Origin of the sequence: Allorhodopirellula solitaria (genome assembly GCF_007859855.1) — a bacterium.
Lineage (GTDB): Bacteria > Planctomycetota > Planctomycetia > Pirellulales > Pirellulaceae > Rhodopirellula > Rhodopirellula solitaria.
In genome coordinates this window covers 206,406-222,500 of the sequence record NZ_SJPK01000006.1, presented here as the reverse complement: position 1 = coordinate 222,500, position 16,095 = coordinate 206,406, and the positions used below count along the sequence as shown (strand labels likewise).

The window sequence follows — 16,095 nt, the reverse complement described above, 5'->3', positions numbered from 1 at the left end:
AATTTTGCGCCGTCGATCCACAATCCCCGCTCGAATTTTCTTGAAAGTTCGTTTTTCCTGAATTCAGGCGAGACCGTCTGGGACCATTTGTCGGGTTCCACCACGCCGATCCCGCCGCCCCACCCCCGAATCGAGAACACCTAGATGGGTCATTACACCGGTCCCAAAGCCCGCATTAACCGTCGTTTGGGCACGCTGCTCTACGAAACATCCGGCGCCGCCCGCGCCCTCGATCGGCGTAACACGCCTCCGGGGATGCACGTTCGGGGCCGCCGTCCCAGCGTCTACGGCTTGGCGTTGATGGAGAAGCAAAAGATCAAGCACTACTACGGGTTGGGCGAACGTCAACTACGCCGCTACTTCGAAAACGTGGGTCGAAAATCCGGCAACACCGGTGAGTTGTTGCTCCTGATGTGCGAAAGCCGCTTGGACAACGTCGTCCGCCGCGTCGGCTTCACGAAAACACGTCCCCAAGCCCGCCAAGGCATTGTCCACGGACACTTCTGCGTCAATGGCGTTAAAGTGACCAAGCCAGGATACCTGCTGCGAGCCAACGACATCATCGAAGTCCGTGGTCGCGAAAACCTCAAGAATCTGTACCGCGGCGTGATCGCCAACTCGCCGCCAGACGGACTAGACTGGGTCTCCTTCGACAGCGAAGGGTTGCGTGCGACCGTCCTCAGCCTGCCTGGGGCCGTCGACATCAGCCTGCCCGTCGATGCTAACAGCGTCGTCGAATTCCTGTCGCGCTAAGCGACGACTCGGCGCGGACTCATGCGGGCCTGAGTCGCATAATCATTTCTATTCCACGCAACCTGTTTCCACATCATGCACAGTCCCGTTGTTGTTCTCGGTGGTGGCCCCGGTGGCTATGCGGCCGCCTTCCTCGCATCGGATGAAGGCCTCGACGTTACTATCGTCGAAGCCGAACCCCGCCTGGGAGGCACCTGCCTGCTGCGTGGTTGCATCCCCAGCAAGGCGCTTTTGCACGTTGCCAAAGTGATCAGCGAAGTCTCCGAATTGGAGACGGAGTGGGGCGTGAAGTATGACTGCGACCTGAAGATCGATATCGATACCGTGCGCAGTCGCAAGGATCAGGTGATCTCCAACCTGACCGGCGGCTTGGCCCAAGTCGCCAAGCGCCGCGGCGTCAACGTGATCCAAGCCCGGGGATCGTTCGCCAGCTCGAGTGAAATCAAACTCGAAGGCGACCATGAATCAATCCCCGAAGGCAAATCGATCACTTTTGATCACTGCATCCTCGCCACCGGCAGTGTCCCCGCCATGCCGCCGAGCTTTGACATCGGCAGCGACCGGGTCATGGACAGCACCGGAGCACTCGCGTTGAAGGATATCCCCGATACGCTGCTTGTCATCGGTGGTGGATACATCGGATTGGAAATGGGGACAGTCTACGCTGGACTTGGGTCCAAGGTGACGGTCGTCGAATTAGCGGAAGGCTTGATCCCCGGTGCGGATCGCGACCTGGTCAAGCCCTTGGCAAAACGCATCGACGCCATCTGCGACGGACGCGTCCACCTCAATACGAAGGTCGGCTCGGTCAGCGAAGTCGATGACCAAATTGAAGTGACCTTCGAAGGGCCCAACAAGTTCGGTCACGAACGTTTCGATCGCGTGCTCGTTAGCGTCGGCCGCCGCCCGGTCACCCGCGGCCTCGGACTCGAAAACACTCAGGTTGTCGTCAACGACCGTGGCTTCGTCGTCTGCAATTCCCAGCAGCGCACCGCCGACCCGAAAATCTTCGCCATTGGCGACGTCGCCGGCGATCCGATGCTCGCCCACAAAGCGACTCACGAAGGTCGCGTCGCAGCCGAAGTGATCGCTGGCAAATCAGCCGAATTTGACAAGCGTGCCATCCCAGCGGTTGTTTTCACTGACCCTGAAATCGCCTGGGCTGGCCTCACCGAAGGGGAAGCGAAACGGGATGGCCGCAAGGTCAGCGTGGCGACGTACCCATGGGCCGCCAGCGGCCGCGCTCAGGCACTCAATATCACCAACGGCCTGACAAAATGGCTGATCGATCCGGAGACCAATCGCGTGCTCGGCTGCGGCATCGTAGGGACCGGAGCCGGTGAATTGATCGGCGAAGCTGCACTAGCCATCGAAATGGGTTGCGAGGTCGGCGACATCGCCGAAACCGTGCACCCCCACCCCACGCTCAGCGAAACCCTGATGAACGCAGGCGAAATCCACTTCGGTACCGCCACCGAAATCTACAAGCCCAAGCGAAAAGCCAAGAGCTGAGAACGCCCTTGGTTCGCCAAGCTGCTGAGAGCCTTCCACTGGGCTCGCGCACACCACCGCGATTGGCAGCCAGATCACTCGCCACTCTTTTGAACGGGCGCTTCGTGCACCCGGTGCCGGTATTGAAACCGGCCGCCGGGAGCCGCGTCACCGTTGAGATAGGCATCCATGATCTCTCCGGGCGATTGTGAGTTGTCGATCCACTTGAAACCAATCGATGAACCGGATTCAGCGGCCTCCCTGATCGGTCGCAACAGGCTTTTGGCGACCGCGATGTGCATCTGATTGCCGTCAACTCGCATCTGAGCATCACCGATCGGCTGCCAGTCCCAGCCGCCTGTCGATGCCTCGACGACGCTCCCGCGAATCCGCACTTCGAACCCCTCCCAATTCGGGTGCGTCGCCACCGTCGCCGAGCCATCGAGATCCAGAAACAGCTCCATCCAGTTGGGATCGTGTGAGTCGGTGACCGGATCGCGGGTCTGCATGTAGAAATACAAGTGAGCCGCATCCTCAGAGATCTTCGCCAGACGAAAATCGTTGCGGCCCGTTGTCACACGGTAGTGGTGATCACCACAGCCGGGAAAATCGCGGGGCAGCGTGTCGCCGGTCGGGTCGCGGTAAGATGGTTCGACGTCGCTCCACTGGTCCATCGCTCCATCGATATCGATCGTTTTGTGTGGCCCCATCGCTGGCTCCGGCGACATGCCTTTGAAGCGACGAATATTGGCAGCCAACTGCATGTAGTAGTTGTCGCCATAACCACCCTTCATCATTTCCACATCGCGGCTGTTCTCGACGTCAAACAGGTCGCAGAACACCGGTGGGCCGCCTTCGCCGGTATTGAGCTGCATCGCCACCCACTCGTTCCACCCGGTAACAAAGGTGACCTCCGGATCGAGTTCCAAGGCTCGCTGCCATTGCTCTTGAAAGTTCAATCCGTACTGAAAGGCATGGGGCCGGGGATCGACTCCGCCATCATGGAAACTCCGCCCGCGTGCCTGGCCCGTACTCATCATCTCCACGCGGCCGGTCTGTTGATCGAGATTTTGACCGATCGAGACGCTGATTTGCTCGGGATGCCCGGGATCCTGGTCGTAGGAATAGACCTGCGGATAGGTGGCCTCCCAGTGCCAAGCATTGTGGGTGTTGACCAGTTCAAAAGGCCAATGGGCCGACCGCAACGTGAAGAACTCGGCCACCTCAGGAGACGCTTTCGCGGGGTCACAAATCAACAAGGGCTTGCCTTGCCAAGAGAACCACGAATCGCCGTGGTCCCCGGATCGATAGAAGGTTTCATAGATCCGCTGAGCGGTTCGCCCAGCACGAGAATTGACCATGAAGGCGAGCTGCGGGACGTGATCACCATCGGCACGTTTCTGCTCGAACACCTTGAGCATCTCAGCGACGACGTTCTCGTAAATCAGCGCATTGGTGGTGTCGAGGACGAGGAAGTCGACACCGGCATCGGAGAGCAGGTCGGCATGCCTGCGGATGATCCACGGATCGTCACTGCGGTAGTAGCCAAAAAGAGGCTCACCCCAAAAATGAAACGAATTTTTGCTCCCCCATGGCGGAGACGCATTGGTCGACATCGCGTCGGGATTGTTCTTGAGGATCAATGAAATGTCCTCAGCCGCAATCCCCTGCAACCAAGCAAAATAGAACAGCCCAACGTAACGATCACTTCGAAAGGGCCGCACCTCTGCTGGCGTCGGCATCGCGCGCCCCAAAGCGTCGCTACCATACAAAGCCGGCGGCGGCGTGCTTTGGGCCGCCACAGTCGAAGCGAGAAGCAGTGTCGCCACGACCGCGAACTGGAAGCGAGACGGCGCACGATGAGCGAGGACAGACATGGCAGGCGAAGTAGGCAGGAGGGGCGGGCGGGAATTCGCCAGTCTACACAACGAGCCGACACGGAGTCACGCCGTCATGATCTCGCGGCGTGCCTCCCGCGTCCATCGAGCGTCGTAGTGAATCAGGTAACGAGCTGTCTTCGATCCATCAGTATCCCGAAAGGGATGATAGAAAATAGCCGCCGGTCAGCGCAGCGCCACCTACGGTGATTCGTTGAAGATGGAGCGTCGGCCCCGACGAGGGGCGCAGATCCCGCACGAATGATCTTCAACCCCATTCGGGGTTGGCTTTTGCGCTTCGCGACGTATCCGGTGGTGTTCGCTTGCACTCAAACCACCGGCTATTTTCTGGTTCATCCGACGGAATCGTGCGCAGAGCACAGCGGAAGGTTTTTTGAGGCAAGGCTCTCGTATCCAATGATCGTTCAAAAATGCGTCCCTGACGAACAAACGCTCGCCAGGGACCGACAACACCATTGGCGTACCGTTTTTGCAGGGAAACGCTGGCGACCGAGATATCCCTTGCCAAGCCAGCACCTCTGCAGAGCTCGGCTCCGTTTCTCCCGGCAGTGCCAGTCTAACATTGATAATCACATCCCACAAATAAATCCTTCGATACGGGAGCCATGCCTTGAAAACCTCGGGCCCACGCTTCCCTCGGATGAGCCAGAATAAGTCGTGACAGACCACTGGTTCGATTTCAGTCTTTGCGCCAACCCGGCAACTTGAGTAGAAGTAGGGAAGAATGCAGAAATAATCTTCTTTCTGACTCGTTTCCCTGCTTCACGCCGGAGCTGCCTACCTTGCCGTCGATCGCTGCCCATGCTGAACTCGGATCGCGACGCGCAGCGTCGCTGCGGCGAGTGGCGATTGTATTGCGGGACCTCCCGGAGAGAACGGCAGCCAAACTGCTCAGTGAACTCCCACTCGAGACCCAGCAACGGGTCCGGCGGGAGATGGAAACGCTCGTCGATGTGGATCCGGTCGAGCATCGTCGCGCGATCGAATCATTTTCCGCTTCGCTGCGACAAGGGGCGGCTCAACAGGCGGCCGCCAAATCATCCCCTTTCGATTTTCTCGAGGGAATTGGCGACGATGGTTTGCTAAGCCTCCTTCGCGATGAGCACCCTCAAACCCAAACCGTCGTGCTCGCCCATCTTCCTCCCGCGCGAGCAGCAGCACTGCTACCGCGACTCGGCGAGAGCCAACGCCAAGACCTGCTGATGCGGATCGGTCGCTTGCCCGATGTCCCCGACGAGATGCTCAGTGAGCTCGCCCATAGCTTCCGCAGCCGAGTCGATCGGTTGATTCCCGCTGCAGGAAGTCCGTCCTTATCCGACGCTGGCGGTGTGGCGCTGCCTCGCGGTGATGCCAATTTCCGCGCGGATGCTCGATACCAACACCAATCGTCGGCGGCAGCGTCCTCGCGGTTGCAAGCCATCCTTGCCGAGATGCCCGCCACCTCGAAACCGACCCGCTCGTACCATGAGAGCGATTCCACAACCGCAGGGCAGCGGGATCAGCAGGTTCCCCAACGGTCCGAACCGCTCCGCGAGGAGGTCACCCCGGTGCCCGAACCGTCGGTCGAACAAACGCACGAGGAGCTGATGCGTTTGTCGCCCGCTAAGCTCTGCGAATCTTTGGGTCGCGTCGACACGCGGACCGCGATCCTGGCGCTCTGCGGTTTACCCAGCACCGTTGCCGATGCGGCAATTGCCTGTTTGCCGCGTTCGCAAGCCAACCAGGTGCGGCAGCATTTGATGTCCGTCGGTAGTCTGGAGATCCGTGAGATAGACCGAGCGAAGGTCGAGGTGGCTGCGGCAGCCCGCGTGGCTGGACAGTCGCGTCCAGTCGGTGCGACCGGCTCTGCCACCGAGTCCGCTGAAACGGCCGCCTTGAATCGTCGCCACGTCGCCGCCGCGATGTGAACCCATACCCTCCGCGTCCCCTCTCAGCAACTCCTCTCATGGCTGGTATCTTTCAATCTTTTGCAGCGAAAGCTTCGAGCACAAGCACGAGCAGTCGCTCGACGCGTGAAAACGCCAGCGATCAGCCATCCAAAGGCGGTGTGTCCGAACGCAGTGCCTCGGCTCGGATCATCAAGACAACGTCACGGGGCAGCGAAGCGGGGGCTGGCGATTCCCATCGCGCGACCGAGTTCAATCTGTCCGATCTCGCTGCTCAGGGACGCGAACAAATCGAGCGTTGCCAGCAGCAAGTCGAGCAAATGCTCGAGCAGGCGAGAGAGCAAGCCGAAGAGATCAAAGCCAACGCTCATGCGGCTGGGTACGCCGAGGGGCAACGTGTCGCCGAAGCCACCATCGAGAGCCAAGTCGATCGCCGTGCCGAAGAGAAAGCTAAAATGCATGTTGAGTCGCTGCACACCGCGGTCGTGCAGATGAAAGGGCAATACGATGCTTGGATGCGCCAATATGCAGACACTCTCGCGGATACCGCCATCGGGGCCGCAGAGAGGTTGACCCGATCCCAGCTCGGTTTCGCAGACGGGAGCCGCGATCGAGTCGCAAACCCTGCCGAGTCCGCCCCAGATGCGGTCGGGCACCTGATCGTGCGCTGGGCGCGTGAGGCTTTGCACAGCACCCGCTCGGCGCAGCGATTGACGCTCGCGGTCCATCCCGAAACGCGAGCTCAGCTTGGTCCTGCGTTAACAGAGCTGATTGCCCACGCGGACCTCCCCGAGCAATCTGCCATCATCGCGGACGAGACGCTTTGCATCGGCGATGTGATCGTGCGTCATGACGGCGGTGAGATCCACGCTGGGCTCGACGCTCAGTTGAAACGTTTACGCGAGCAACTGCAATGATGCGCGTTCCCGCCCTCTCGCCACCGAGGTTGCCCGATCGAAAGGCCACAGCCTTATCGCTGCAACAAATGAGCATGTTTCGGGTCCACGGCCGCGTCGCGTCAGTAACCGGTGACGCGATCACCGTGCAAGGCATGACGGCACCGCTCGGCGCGATCTGTGAATTGCAACCGCTCGACGCTCCCGCCTCGTTGGCGCGGGTGATTGGGTTCGAGCGAACTCAACCGATTCTCGCCCCCATGGAAGCGATCACCAGATTGGCCGCGGGTGATCGAGTCGAACTGCGTTCCCATGCGATGCCACTGCGAGTCGGCGACTCTCTCTGCGGGCGGGTGATCGACGCCTTCGGCCGCCCGATTGACGGCCGCCCGCTGAGCAATGACCTCGTCCGGGTCGAAACACGCCAAGCCGCCCCCGATTCACTCGATCGCCCGCCCATCGACCAACCCCTGCAGACCGGCGTGCGGGCAATCGATGGGCTGTTGACCTGCGGTGTTGGTCAACGCTTGGGCATTTTTTCAGGCTCCGGCGTCGGTAAGAGCACCCTGCTCGGGATGCTGACCCGGGGCACCAACGCGGATCGCATCGTGATCGCGATGGTCGGCGAGCGAGGCCGTGAAGTGGGAGAGTTTATCCAACGCACCCTCGGCCCCGAGGGTTTAGAGAAAAGCGTGGTGGTGGTCGCCACCAGTGACAAGCCAGCCGCACAACGCCTCTCGGCCGCTTGGACCGCCACCAGCATCGCGGAACAGTTTCGCGACGAAGGGCATAACGTCTTGCTGCTCGTCGATAGCGTGACGAGATTCGCCATGGCTCAGCGCGAACTCGGGCTGGCCGCGGGCGAACCGCCTACCACACGCGGGTATCCGCCGAGCGTTTTCAATCTGCTACCGCAGTTGGTGGAACGAGCGGGGCGCACCGACCGGGGATCGATCACCGCGTTCTATACCGTTCTCGTCGAGGGTGACGATCAGAACGAACCGATTGCCGATGCCATTCGTGGGTTGCTCGATGGGCACATCGTGTTGAACCGCAAGTTAGCCCAGCAAGGGCACTTTCCGCCTATCGATATCCCTCAGAGTGTCAGTCGATTGCAAAATCATTTGGTGGACGAACGAGTCAACGAGGCCGTCCTGAAAATTCGCCAGAACATGGTGCAGTACGAGAACAGCGAAGATCTCATCTCGATCGGTGCCTATCATCCCGGCACCGATCCTCGAATCGACGCAGCGATCGCGATGCGGGACCCCATCAATGATTTGCTTCGCCAACCCAGTGACGAGCAGACACCGCTCAATCAAACGCAGCAGGCGGTCATGGATCTCGTCCAGGTAGATTCTGAAGCACCTCAGTCCTGATGGACGCCGCCCGCACTTCCCATGTAAGTCTCCATGCCGCCCTTCCACTTTCGCTTCGACTCGCTACTCACCCTGCACCGGCGTCGACGGGACGAGGTGAGTCGTGAGCTCGGCAAGATACGCGCCGCGATCGACCAGTTCAATGATCAAATTGATCGACTGCAGCAACAACGCGACACATTACGCCAGGAGACAGCCCATCACTTGGCTGGGAGTGTCGACAGCGCGCCCCCCGTCAGGCTGGACCGACTCCAACACGAAGCCCGCTACGACGGACAACTCGCCCAAGAGCAAGACTCGCTTCGGTCGAATCGCAAACAGCTCGATGTCGAACTCGAGCAGCAACGACGCTGCCTCGTTGAGGCCGAAGCCGAGGTCAAACGCTTTGAACGCTTACGTGAGAAACAAGCTGCCACGCACCAGCAGCGAGAACAAAAACGCGAGCAAGCCGCCATGGATGAATTGGCCCAGGCACGCATGATCTATTCGCGCCGTTGACGATACTCAGCGTGCAACTCCAACTGAGAATCCGAACGCCATGAGTCCCCTGTCTCCCGTCCGCAGTCGACGTTGGCTATTGATCTTCGGTGTGTGCATTGTGATTGCAGTACCAGCGTACATTGAGTTTTTTCTGAGACGTCCGGTTGGCGAAGGCCCTGCGGGACCGAAAGTGTCGGCGACTCGTTTTGAGCATGTCTGGAGCGAACGGCCGGTCTTGCTGCTGGGGATGGGCGATAGCGTGACGCGTGGCTTGGGGGCGAAATCATCGAGCCATACCTATTTTGCCCGATTGCAGGACAATCCAGCGGACGAGTACGCCGACATGCAAGGAAAGTGCTTGTCTGCGGTCCTGCCAAACTTGACTGCTGAGAACTTTGCAGTCTCTGGCTCCACTTCCATTGAGCATTTGCAGACGTTGCAATCGCAGATCCCGACGTACGATGACGACGTGTTTGGTTTGGTTGTGTTAACGACAGGCGGGAACGATCTGATTCACTCTTACGGTCGGCGACCGCCCGTCGAGGGTGCGATGTATGGAGCGACGCTTGAACAAGCTGAACCGTGGATAGAGAACTTTGCAGCAAGACTGGAAACCATCCTCGATGAACTTCACTCCCGGTTCCCCGGAGGGTGCGAGATCTACATTGGCGACATCTACGATCCAACCGATGGAGTCGGGGACGCACCCAGTATCTTCCTGCCTGATTGGCCCGATGGTCTCCAGATCCATGCCCGCTACAACGATGTCATTCACGATGCGGCGTCGCGACGCGGCACGGTGCATGTTGTGGGGTTGCATGAGATATTTTTAGGACACGGTTCCCACTGCCGCCAGTTTTGGCGGAGCCACTATGACGCAACCGATCCACACTATTGGTTCTACGATAATATTGAAGACCCGAATGATCGGGGCTACGACGCAATCCGCCGAGTGTTTCTCAATCGAATTTCTGAAACCTGGAATCGATGAGGATGGCAATCAGTGAGGTTCGATAGTCACTCTAGTTCGTCGGTAGCTTGGATGTCACAAGTTCACGAAGTCTCTCGGCATCACTGCTGCGTTGGAGTGAGTCGTCGGGGATCCAGTGAACCATCTTCGGGCCCTGGAAGATGAGTATACCGTCGGGGAAGATCACGGCTTGCGAAAAGGCACCCCACTTGAGGGTCGATTCCTGGACATCGGAACTCGACTCCAGCCCCTGGTCAGAGAATCGCATGGTGTGCTCGGTGTTGCAGTAGGGCGATCGTCGAAAGTTGCGCCGTGCAAAGAAGTTGTCGATCTTGTGCGGGAAAAACATGAATACCGCCATGGCGAACATGACCGCAGAGGCGATGTACTGTGGAACGAACAGCCCCACCAGAGCAGCCGCCAGAAGCATGATCGCTATCGCGAATCGGAACCACGTCCAGATGCGCCGCCCGAGATGCTGTGAACGATAGCGGCTGAGCGTTTCAAGCAGGTGGTCGGCCGTGAACAGGTACGTCGCCGTGATCGTGTCGGCGCTACCAATCGCAGCATCGTCGTCCGGGCGTGACACGGGCGTCGGCGGTTCGTATGGGTTGGCGGGGCTCATGGGCGTCGCATCATGTATTTTTCAATAGCGTGGCTTGCGAGAGTGGTCCGTAGCCACCATCGGAACGCGGGAGTAATGAGTGTCGCCTCGTCCATCACAGAAAAGCTTTCGCTAGTATCGCCGCTTATTGATCACGCGTCTCGGCTCAATAAATCGACAGCCCTCTTCATTGCTCAGCCGGTCTCGGCTAGGGTCGCCGGCGAGGCTTCTTGGAGTTCTTGAAGGTGGTGTTGAGTGCGGTCGACGGTGAATCGAATCTGCTCTTCGGTGTGTTCACTCGTGATGAAGAACCGCAAGCGGGCGGCGGATTCGTCAACGGCAGGATAGAGGATCGGTTGGACGTTGATCGCGTCTTTCTTCAGTCGATTGCTCAGCCGCAGGGCGACGAGCGAGTTGCCTGTGATGACGGGGACAACGGGGGTGCCGCCGCTATCGCCGGTATCGAGCCCCGCGGTCTGGCAGAGCGTTAGGAACAAGCGGCTATTGCGTCGCAGTCGCTCGACACGCTGCGGTTCCCGCTGGAGCACTTCGAGGGAGGCGATGGAGGCTGCGACTTGCGCCGGTGGCATGCCTACGCTGAATACGAAGCCTGGAGCGGTGTACCGGAGCAGTTCCACGAGCGGCTGCGATCCCGCGATGAACCCGCCGCAGGAGGATCCTGATTTACTCAGCGTGCCCATCCAAATGTCAACTTGGCGAGCATCCACGTCGAAGTGTTCCGCGATCCCGCGGCCTGTTCTCCCCATCGTGCCGAAACTGTGGGCTTCATCGACCATCAGCATGCAGCGATGGCGTTTCTTGACCTCGACAAACTTGGGCAGGTCAGCGAAATCGCCATCCATGCTGTACACGCCTTCGATGACGACGAGTGTGCGGCGGTATTGCGGTCGCAGCGCCGTCAGCATTCGATCGAGTGCTTCGTAGTCGTTATGCGGAAAGGGGCGACGTTTCGCGCCGGACAACAGCGCACCTTGTACGATACTGTTGTGAGACAGAGCGTCATGGACAATCAAATCTTCCGGCCCAACGAGATGTCCGATGGTGGTTTCATTGGTAGCGTGACCTCCGACCATGGTGATCGCGGCATCGACCCCGATCCAATCCGCGATCTTGCGTTCGAGTTCCCCATGGATGGGTTTCTCACCGCTGACCAAGCGGCTTGCCGAGACACTCGTGCCATAGCGGGTGATCGCGTCACGGGCGGCTGCGGAGACCTCGGGATGTCCGCTCAGTCCCAGGTAGTTGTAGCTGGCGAAGCTGATATAGGTTTCCCCATCGATGAGGGTGGTATCGCCAACGATCCCGTCATGAACCGTGAAGAAGGGGTTGGGGCACCCGGTCAGTTGCATTTGCCGCATGGTTGCCTTGAGCCGTCGGTATTCGGTGAACTGCGTCACGTCATCTTCGGGTTCGACCGTGGTATGGCGGATCGAGCGAGTGGCTCCGCCAGCGGCTGGCGAATCACCGATGGCGGCGCGGAGGTCGGCTCCGTCGACTTGATCATCGGTCGCGCCGAGTTGGGCGTTGGGGTCGCTGAGGAACGCTTCGGCCCGCGATCGAGCTCCAGCGGAGAGGTAGCGTTCGACCCCAGCAGCGATTTGGCCGATGGTCTCGATTTCGTCGAGTACCTGTTCGGGGAATCGCCCGCCGAAGGTGCGTTCGAGGTTCCGCGCGATCTCGAGCCGTTCGAGGCTATCGAGTCCGAGATCCAGGACAATGTTGGTATCGGTCGACATGTGTCCGGCCCGTTCGCCGGCGATGCGGCGAACGTGAATTTCGATGGCATCGATGATGATCGGGTCGGCTTGCGCGTTGAGACCGCTGCTGCTCGCGGCGGCTTTCATCATCGTCTCACCGCGTGTACCCGCTGATTGCGATGCAGCTCCCTCACCGCGGATCCACTGGGCGACCACTTTCAAATCGTTGTCACGCACGGCGTGCAAGCAGGCATGACGCTGGATCTTGCCGCTGCTGGTTTTCGGCACGCTGCTGTTGCGGACGAGGTAGACCGCGTCGGGAGGCAGGTCGTGTTCCTCGGTGACGGCGCGACGCACGGCTTGCAGGTGCTCGTCCCAATCCAGGTCGCGGCGGCGGATAGTTTCCGCCACGATCACGAGCTGTTCCCGATCGCTGTCGGTCATCGCGAAGGCGGCCACCGACCCAGCCTGCACCACGTCGCTGGCCCGCTCGACGGTAACTTCGATGTCCTGCGGATAGCGATTGACGCCCCGCACAATGATCATGTCCTTCAATCGGCCCGAGACGTAGAGTTGCCCTTCGTGCAGAAAGCCGAGGTCTCCCGTCCGCAGGAATGGTCCCTGGTCGTCGTCGGTCATCGCCGAGAACGTTTTGGCTGACTCTTCGCGTCGTTGCCAATAACCACGTCCCACCGAGGGGCTCTGCACCCAGATTTCACCGATCGAGTCCGGCGATAGGATGCTGCGGGTATCGGGATCGACAATTTCAATTCGCTCGCCAGGCAGGATTCGCCCACAGCCAACGAGTTCGCGTGCCGAGTCACTTTTGGAGACTGGCCGCACCGATTTCTTGTCCAGCGCGGGACCGTCGAAATATTGGAGGACCGGTCGCTTTTGATCGTCCCCGTTGTCCTTGGGGCCCCCGGTAACAATAAGGGTGGTTTCGGCCATCCCGTAGCAGGGAAGATGCGAGGTCGCTTGGAATCCGATCTTGCTAAATCGCTGAGTGAACGCGTCCAGCGTGGCGGCACGAATTGGCTCGGCCCCATTGAAAGCGATTTCCCAAGCGGAGAGATCGAGGTCGGCCACGTCGGAATCCTCGATCTTGTCCACGCAGAGCTGGTAGGCAAAGTTCGGACCGCCGCTGACAGTGACATTGTATTTCGATATCACCTGCAGCCATCGGGAGGGACGCTGCAGGAATGCCATTGGGCTCATCAAGACATTTGGGCAACCCATGAACATTGGCATCACCACGCCGCCGATCAAGCCCATGTCGTGGTACGTCGGCAGCCAAGAGGCACCGATCACAGAGGTTGACGGTTCAAACGCGTGCAAGATCAATTCGCTGTTGGCGACCAGGTTAGCATGCGTCAGCATCACGCCTTTGGGCGACCCTGTCGAACCTGATGTGTACTGCAGCACGCCGAGGGCGTCGTTGCGAAGTCGTGGGCATCGCCAATACGAGCTGTCACGGTGCTCAGGTGCATCGGTGCCGAGAAGCTGGACGCCGACGAGGTCCTCATGCAACTCAGGCCCCGAGAGCTGTTCGATCACCGATTGGGTCGATAGCGCCCAGCGGGCATCGGCATCCAACACGATCGAGCGAATACGCGAGGCCTTGCGATTTCGCCGCGGTGGAAAGGCGGGCACCGCGATCGCACCGGTGGCGAAGACCGCAAACAAGGCAACGACAAAATCGAGGCTGGGTGGGTAGAGCAGCAGCACGCGGTCGCCAGGACGGATCCCACAGCGGCCTTGCAGGTATCCTGCCAGTCCCCGAGACTCTTCCCACAGCTGCGCATAGGTTAACGATTCTTCACTACCGTCACCGTCGGTGAAGGAGAATGCGGGCTGGTCCGTTCGCGCCTGTTCCCAGTGCCGAAGAATCGACACGAGATGATCCCGGGGCGGCATGTCGCCTGAAAAGAAATTTTGAAGGTCCACCAATATCAACCTATCGCAGGTGCGCTATCGTAAGTTCGTGCCGCTCGGGGCCAGTCCCCTATTCGCTAGTCTATCTTGCCTGACCAGCATTGTTCATGGGTGACTGAATAAATGTAGCCCTTGGGAACTACTTGCCTCGGCCAATTCACACCGGTTCGGTGAATCCATTCGACATGCTACCCGAACAATCCGCACGACCGCCAATTACCGCCAAATGCTCGTCGGCGCGAACCCAGCGATTCCGCTAGCGCCCGTTGCACCGACGGGCTGAGTCAATGGTGGCGATTGCGGCGTTAGTTCGGTCGCTCGCATGCCGGTTTGCAGGTTGGAGCGACTCTGTTGGGCGGCTAAACTGCTGTTGGCAGGACCGACTGAGCTAGGCAGGGGCTGGTACTGGGCATTGCTATCGAGCGGGCGCAGTTTGGCGGCAACCTCGGGCGAGACGTTGCTGGCGAGGCTAGTCGATGAGCTGGGAGCGACCCGCCCGACGGGTTCAAAGTCAACTTTCTGCTCATGGGTAATCCGCGTCAATCGCTGCGGGACTTGGACGGTCTCGGTCACGGCCTCCCAATGAACCTGCGTACTCGTTTCCGAAACGACTTCGTCACGCGCTTGCCAGCGGGTTTCCGGTACATGCTGATAGGCGACCCTAGCTTGGCGGAAGGGGTTCCAGCGACCTTCGACACGCGGTTGCAAGCGGAGTTCGGTGATAGGAACATAGGTACGGCGAGTTTTGGGTCTCGTTTCAGTCACCGTTTTCGGTTGATAGACCGTCTTTTGCTGTTCGGTCATCTTCGTCTCGACGATCGGGCGTTCGATGGTGCGAATGACCTTGCGATAGACGATGCCCGTTTCAGGGTTGGTATAGTATCCAGGCGTATCCTCACCTACCAAAGTGGAAGCAGAGGCGAATACAACCGCAGATGCGGCCACTTGGGTGAACATTTGTTTGCGAAAACTGGCGATGCACCGCATGACAATCCCTGTTCTGGCGTGGGGACCGGTCGCCAAAGCCGAGTCCGCCTTGGCGAGGGTTCAAGAAGAGAAGACAATGAGAAAGTTCATCGGACAGATCGCCCGCCAGACATCACAAACTAACCGCTTCGGACCGAGATTCGCATGATAATGACGCCAGATATTCTGCAAATGCTACGCTGCCCCGCCGATGGAGGAGCCCTCGTCCTAGCCGATCGGCAGTTAATCGACCAGGTCAACGCAGCGATCGCAGACGGAACCGCCCGCGATCAGCTCGACACCCGCGTCGACGATCCCATCGATGCGGGTGTACTCAATTCCACTAAGACTCGGATCTACCCGATCCGCGATAACATCGCGACTTTGATCGCCGATGACGCCATTCGCGTCGACCCGTAGCAGCGACGTGAGGTTGAATAGCCGGTGGGCTAGTTCTGATCTTCCGCTTCGATCAAGCCAAATGCGACTCGGCCGCCGGCATCACCGGTCGGTTGGGTGAAGACATCCTCCCCCTCGTGGATCATCAAGGATTTACCGATGATGGAGTGTTCGCCATTGAGCGAGATCACTGTATCCGTGATATCCAGGGTGGCAACGCCATCATCGTTGGCGGTGACGTTTCCGAGGTCACCGACGTGGCGTTCGGCATCGCTGGGTTTGCCATGTTTCTGGCCGGTCGGGTTGAAGTGACCGCCCGCAGACTTGCCTGTTTCCTTATCGGACAGGTCGCCTTTCTCGTGAACATGAAACCCGTGTTTGCCAGGCTTCAGCCCGGACACTTCACCGGTGAGGGTCACTTTGTCGCCCTCTTGTTCGAAATGAATGGTGCCTTTGACTTTACTGTCTCCGATCGGTTCGAGCTTGCAGACGGCAGCCTGATTGTCATCAGTGGCGGCGTCGCGAACGCCCTCGTCGACAGGAGGGACGTCTCGCACCGAGGGCGCCTCGGCGGTATTCGGGGTCGTCGTTTCCGGGGCCGTTGCGACGGGGGTTGCGGGGTCTCCGCAGCCGGCCACTGCGAGCACCACAGTGGAGATAGTCAAAAGGGAAGCAGTTTTCAGCCGATAGAACATGGGTTGTCTCCTGGAAGGAAAGGGC

General features: G+C 59.5%; 14 protein-coding genes. 9 read left to right on the top strand and 5 right to left on the bottom strand.

Annotation, left to right across the window (positions count from 1 at the left end):
• Positions 1-144: 144 nt before the first annotated feature.
• Positions 145-753: a 30S ribosomal protein S4 gene (rpsD, locus tag CA85_RS13885; protein ID WP_146391928.1), complete on the top strand. Its 609-nt coding sequence runs from the start codon at positions 145-147 to the stop codon at positions 751-753.
• 75 nt (positions 754-828) lie between these two features.
• Positions 829-2,265, top strand: a complete 1,437-nt coding sequence (gene lpdA / locus CA85_RS13880) for a dihydrolipoyl dehydrogenase (RefSeq protein WP_146391927.1) — start codon at positions 829-831, stop codon at positions 2,263-2,265.
• 74 nt (positions 2,266-2,339) lie between these two features.
• On the opposite strand, the gene CA85_RS13875 is transcribed toward lpdA, so the two are convergent.
• Complete coding sequence (locus CA85_RS13875) at positions 2,340-4,121, bottom strand: glycoside hydrolase family 71/99 protein (RefSeq protein ID WP_146391926.1); 1,782 nt, start codon at positions 4,119-4,121, stop codon at positions 2,340-2,342.
• 803 nt (positions 4,122-4,924) lie between these two features.
• Between CA85_RS13875 and CA85_RS13870 the strand changes: the two genes are divergently transcribed.
• Genes CA85_RS13870 through CA85_RS13850 form a run of 5 tightly spaced genes read left to right on the top strand, consistent with a single transcriptional unit; the run spans position 4,925 to position 9,774 of the window.
• The gene (locus CA85_RS13870; protein WP_146391925.1) at positions 4,925-6,049 is read left to right on the top strand and encodes a FliG C-terminal domain-containing protein; all 1,125 of its coding nucleotides are present in this window, start codon (positions 4,925-4,927) and stop codon (positions 6,047-6,049) included.
• A gap of 38 nt (positions 6,050-6,087) precedes the next feature.
• Positions 6,088-6,945 (top strand): FliH/SctL family protein, encoded by an 858-nt coding sequence (locus CA85_RS13865; RefSeq protein ID WP_146391924.1) that lies wholly within the window; start codon positions 6,088-6,090, stop codon positions 6,943-6,945.
• Positions 6,942-8,303, top strand: a complete 1,362-nt coding sequence (locus tag CA85_RS13860; RefSeq protein ID WP_146391923.1) for a FliI/YscN family ATPase — start codon at positions 6,942-6,944, stop codon at positions 8,301-8,303. The genes CA85_RS13865 and CA85_RS13860 overlap by 4 nt, the downstream gene beginning before the upstream one ends.
• Positions 8,304-8,336: 33 nt before the next feature.
• Entirely contained in the window at positions 8,337-8,801 is a 465-nt protein-coding gene (fliJ, locus tag CA85_RS13855; protein WP_146391922.1) for a flagellar export protein FliJ, read from the top strand.
• Between the two features lie 40 nt (positions 8,802-8,841).
• A complete protein-coding gene (locus tag CA85_RS13850) occupies positions 8,842-9,774 on the top strand; it encodes an SGNH/GDSL hydrolase family protein (RefSeq protein ID WP_146391921.1) in 933 nt (310 codons plus the stop codon).
• 31 nt (positions 9,775-9,805) lie between these two features.
• Here the strand turns inward: CA85_RS13850 and CA85_RS13845 are convergent, their stop codons facing one another.
• The 3 genes from CA85_RS13845 to CA85_RS13835 all read right to left on the bottom strand — a co-directional run bounded on the left by CA85_RS13845 (position 9,806) and on the right by CA85_RS13835 (position 14,997).
• The gene (locus CA85_RS13845; protein WP_146391920.1) at positions 9,806-10,378 is read right to left on the bottom strand and encodes a YcxB family protein; all 573 of its coding nucleotides are present in this window, start codon (positions 10,376-10,378) and stop codon (positions 9,806-9,808) included.
• A 173-nt stretch (positions 10,379-10,551) separates the two neighbouring features.
• On the bottom strand, positions 10,552-13,992 hold the full coding sequence (locus tag CA85_RS13840) for an aminotransferase class I/II-fold pyridoxal phosphate-dependent enzyme (protein WP_146392031.1): 3,441 nt from the start codon (positions 13,990-13,992) through the stop codon (positions 10,552-10,554).
• 234 nt (positions 13,993-14,226) lie between these two features.
• Entirely contained in the window at positions 14,227-14,997 is a 771-nt protein-coding gene (locus CA85_RS13835; protein WP_246112787.1) for a hypothetical protein, read from the bottom strand.
• Here CA85_RS13835 and CA85_RS24940 point away from each other — a divergent pair.
• Both CA85_RS24940 and CA85_RS13830 read left to right on the top strand, forming a co-directional pair.
• Positions 14,996-15,145, top strand: coding sequence for a hypothetical protein (locus CA85_RS24940; protein ID WP_186774937.1), 150 nt, complete (start codon positions 14,996-14,998; stop codon positions 15,143-15,145). The two genes, CA85_RS13835 and CA85_RS24940, sit on opposite strands and share 2 nt — an antisense overlap.
• Positions 15,142-15,396 (top strand): Trm112 family protein, encoded by a 255-nt coding sequence (locus tag CA85_RS13830; protein WP_246112786.1) that lies wholly within the window; start codon positions 15,142-15,144, stop codon positions 15,394-15,396. Before CA85_RS24940 ends, CA85_RS13830 begins: the two co-directional genes overlap by 4 nt.
• Positions 15,397-15,425: 29 nt before the next feature.
• Here the strand turns inward: CA85_RS13830 and CA85_RS13825 are convergent, their stop codons facing one another.
• On the bottom strand, positions 15,426-16,040 hold the full coding sequence (locus CA85_RS13825) for a superoxide dismutase family protein (protein WP_246112785.1): 615 nt from the start codon (positions 16,038-16,040) through the stop codon (positions 15,426-15,428).
• Between the last annotated feature and the right edge of the window lie 55 nt (positions 16,041-16,095).

Bases quoted from the DNA above. Each gene is read 5' to 3' on its own strand.
- rpsD (WP_146391928.1), top strand. From the start codon at position 145: ATGGGTCATTACACCGGTCCCAAAGCCCGCATTAACCGTCGTTTGGGC.
- lpdA (WP_146391927.1), top strand. From the start codon at position 829: ATGCACAGTCCCGTTGTTGTTCTCGGTGGTGGCCCCGGTGGCTATGCG.
- CA85_RS13875 (WP_146391926.1), bottom strand. From the start codon at position 4,121: ATGTCTGTCCTCGCTCATCGTGCGCCGTCTCGCTTCCAGTTCGCGGTC.
- CA85_RS13865 (WP_146391924.1), top strand. From the start codon at position 6,088: ATGGCTGGTATCTTTCAATCTTTTGCAGCGAAAGCTTCGAGCACAAGC.
- CA85_RS13860 (WP_146391923.1), top strand. From the start codon at position 6,942: ATGATGCGCGTTCCCGCCCTCTCGCCACCGAGGTTGCCCGATCGAAAG.
- fliJ (WP_146391922.1), top strand. From the start codon at position 8,337: ATGCCGCCCTTCCACTTTCGCTTCGACTCGCTACTCACCCTGCACCGG.
- CA85_RS13850 (WP_146391921.1), top strand. From the start codon at position 8,842: ATGAGTCCCCTGTCTCCCGTCCGCAGTCGACGTTGGCTATTGATCTTC.
- CA85_RS13845 (WP_146391920.1), bottom strand. From the start codon at position 10,378: ATGAGCCCCGCCAACCCATACGAACCGCCGACGCCCGTGTCACGCCCG.
- CA85_RS13840 (WP_146392031.1), bottom strand. From the start codon at position 13,992: ATGCCGCCCCGGGATCATCTCGTGTCGATTCTTCGGCACTGGGAACAG.
- CA85_RS24940 (WP_186774937.1), top strand. From the start codon at position 14,996: ATGACAATCCCTGTTCTGGCGTGGGGACCGGTCGCCAAAGCCGAGTCC.
- CA85_RS13835 (WP_246112787.1), bottom strand. From the start codon at position 14,997: ATGCGGTGCATCGCCAGTTTTCGCAAACAAATGTTCACCCAAGTGGCC.
- CA85_RS13830 (WP_246112786.1), top strand. From the start codon at position 15,142: ATGATAATGACGCCAGATATTCTGCAAATGCTACGCTGCCCCGCCGAT.